This window comes from Binatus sp. (SeqCode), assembly GCF_036522015.1.
Taxonomy (GTDB): Bacteria; Desulfobacterota; Binatia; order Binatales; family Binataceae; genus Binatus.
In genome coordinates this window covers 1-3186 of the sequence record NZ_DATDGQ010000028.1, presented here as the reverse complement: position 1 = coordinate 3186, position 3186 = coordinate 1, and the positions used below count along the sequence as shown (strand labels likewise).

The 3186-nt window shown below is 63.5% G+C and carries 2 protein-coding genes and 1 pseudogene; all 3 read left to right on the top strand.

The window, feature by feature from the left end; translation table 11 throughout:
• On the top strand, positions 1–806 hold an 806-nt coding region (locus tag VIW95_RS01160; RefSeq protein ID WP_331583170.1), incomplete at its 5' end, for a hypothetical protein.
• 24 nt (positions 807–830) lie between these two features.
• On the top strand, positions 831–2675 hold the full coding sequence (locus tag VIW95_RS01155) for an alkaline phosphatase family protein (protein ID WP_331583168.1): 1845 nt from the start codon (positions 831–833) through the stop codon (positions 2673–2675).
• 109 nt (positions 2676–2784) lie between these two features.
• Positions 2785–3186: pseudogene (locus VIW95_RS01150) on the top strand (hypothetical protein); the annotation flags it as partial.

Sequence of the window (3186 nt, the reverse complement as noted above, 5' to 3'; positions counted from 1 at the left end):
TTCCGGTGGTCTTCATGCTCCATGGCGCGGGCGGCAGCGGTGAGGGTGCGATTCCGGAGACGGGATGGGACGCGAAGTCGGATCGCGAGGGCTTCATCGCGGTGTTCCCCGACGGCACTCCGCCACGTCCCTTGCTGCCGGCGCGATTCCTGATGAACCCGCGGCTGTGGAACGACGGCTCCGGCCGCGGCGCGATTGGCGTGAACAATGTCGACGACCTCGGCTTCATCTCGGCGATGATCGATTTCCTCGAGGCGCACTACGCGGCCGACCCGGCGCGAATTTATTGCACCGGCTTTTCCAACGGCGCGTCGATGACATTCAGCGTCGGGCTCAACCTCTCGAATCGAGTCGCGGCGATAGCGCCGGTCGCGGGCCATCTCTGGGAACGCGAAAAACAGCTCGCCTATCCGGTTCCGCTGCTCTATATCGTCGGCACCGCCGACCCGCTCAATCCACTCGGCGGCGGTAAAGTGAAGCTGCCCTGGGAGACAATTGAGAATCGGCCGCCGGTCGAGGATTCGCTCAAGGAATGGGAACGGATGCTTGGCTGCGGACCGCAGGTGCAGACTGCCCGCGGCAAGGACGTGCTGGAAATCACTTACGATCAATGCGCCAGGGGTGGCGAGGTCGAGTACTACAAGGTCACTGGATTGGGGCACATCTGGCCTGGCGGGAATAATCAGCTGCCGGAAAAATGGGTCGGCAAGCCGAGCGACGCTCTGAACGCGACCGACGTCATCTGGGAATTTTTCAAGGCGCATCCTCGGACCGCGGCGGTCAAGCCGATCGCGAACAACGATTGACACGGCCGCTTGCGTGCCGCTTTGATGACCGATCGAATGTTCAATCGACGGTTGTCCGAAATTCTCGCAATACTTTTCGTATTCGCTCTCGTGGCTGCGCCGACTCGCGCGCAAGACGCAGCTCAAGCTCATCGCGGGCGCGGCCGTGTCGTGCTGCTGATGGTGTGGGATGGGCTGCGGCCCGACTTCGTCACCCAGCGCGATACGCCGAATCTCTTTCGGCTCGCGCGCGAGGGAGTGCGCTTCGACCGGCATCATTCGATCTTCCCGACGCTTACGATGGTGAACGCGACTGCGCTCGCGACGGGTGCGCCGCCGGGCGTCAACGGACTCGAGGGCAACAATTTCTATCTCGCGCCCTCGCCGGAAGCGCCGAAGGGGCAGGTGGTAAACGCCGAAGGCGCCAAGGCGATCCTGAATCTGAACGGCGCGGACGCCTTCAAGGGACGGCTGATCGGTCTCGACACTATCGCGCAGGAGGTCGCGCGCGAGGGCGGCTACGTCGCCGTGATCGGCAAGCAGGGGCCGACCTCGGTGTTCGACAATCGGGTCGCGACGATCGTCGACGGCAAGGACATCGTCGGCGAGCCGCACAAGGATTACCTGTTTGCGTCGGAAGACCTGGTGTCGGCGAGTCAGAAGATAGATGCCGAGATTCCGGTCGATTCGAAGACCGCAGTGGCCGACGAACAGCGCGATCTATATTTTGCGCGGCTGGTCGTCGAGAACGCGTTGCCCGCTGCGAAAGCTGCCGCCGATGCGGGCCGGCCGGCGCTGGTCGTCTTCTGGCAGCATAATCCCGATCTCACGCAGCATATCGCCGGGCTGGGCACGCTGCCCGCGATGGAAGCGCTCAGTTTGTGCGATAACAACCTGATGCGCGTGCGCGCTGCGATAGACGCGTTGGGAATCGCCGACAAGACTGACCTGATCGTGGTGTCGGATCACGGTTTTGCGACGATCAAATTCCGAATCGTGCTTTCGGAAATGCTGGTGGCGGCGGGAGTCAAGAAGTCGCACGACAGCACCGACGTAGTCGTCGTCCCCAACGGCGGCGCGGACCTGGTGTACCTGTCGCCGACGGAATTTGCGACGCCCGAATCGAAGCGCGCGGTGCTGCAGAAGATCGTGAACTTCGCCGAGGCGCAGGAATGGTGCGGGCCGATTTTCTCGCGCGATCCCGCTACCGCTCCTGATGAACCGACCCGTCGCGGCCGCAGGTCGCGCGCGCCGAAGCCGTATCTCGGATGGATCGATGGCACCTTCAGCCAGCGCGTCGTGGGACTGTACAATGCGGCGCGGTCGCCAGACCTGGTGATTTCGTTTCGCGAGGAGCCCGACGCCGACAATAAGAACCTCACCGGGCCCACCAATCCCGCGTTTCTGATCGGCCAGATCGGACAAGTCTCGACGACAAACAAATCGGCGGGGCTGCTGCATCCGGTGAAGGGCGTCGTGTACGCGGACACTGGGACCAGCCAGACGTTCACCACCGGCATGGGGATGCATGGCGCTGCGGGCGAGCGCGAAATTCATAACTTCTGCGCTGCGAGCGGCCCCGACTTCCGGCGCGGCTTCGTCGATCTCAATCCCACCGCGAACACCGACGTCGCGCCGACGATCACGCAGATCCTCGGCACGCTGCCGAACATCGGACCCGGCGGCGTCGCGCCCGCGGGACGCGCGATGGCCGAGGCGCTGACCGTTGGCCGTCAGTCTGCGGGCGGATCGCACACCCAAACGATGACGGCGGATCTGATGCTGCAAGGCGTCGAAGCCGTGACGACGCTTCGTGTAACGTGGATCGGCGACGAGCCGTATCTCGACAGCTCAACGGTCGTGCACAAGCCGCTCGGCAGCTCCCCCTGATTATTTCCCTCGCACGCTCGTCGGTGCGGCGGCGGTTTCGGAGCGGTGTTGCGACTGTTATTCTTGGCATCGAAGTTTCTTCAGAATTTATTTTCCGGACGACTAACCCGTGAGTCTTTTCGCTATTGCCTTCATCCTGATTATCGCCGCCGGCGCCGGCGCGGGCCTCGTTTTTATCGGAGTCCTGATCCAGTGGAGCCTCCGCAAGGCGCTCCCCTCGCGTCCGTCTCATTTGGAAATCGAGTCTGCGCCGCAAGTTGAGCCACTACCGGCGCTCGCGCCCGCACCGACGCCCGAACTTGCCGAGCCCGTCGCGGTTGCTGAGCCTGAGCCGGAGCAGTACGTTGCGCCGCCTACCGCAGTTCGCGAGCCGGTCCGCATCGGGTTGGGACTGCGCAAGACTCGCGAAAACTTTCTCGCGCGCATCAGGGCCGCGCTGACCGGCAGCGCGAAGATGAGGCGTATGCGTGAGCGCCTGCATCCAGTCGGCCGGCCAATGCGGATACATGAT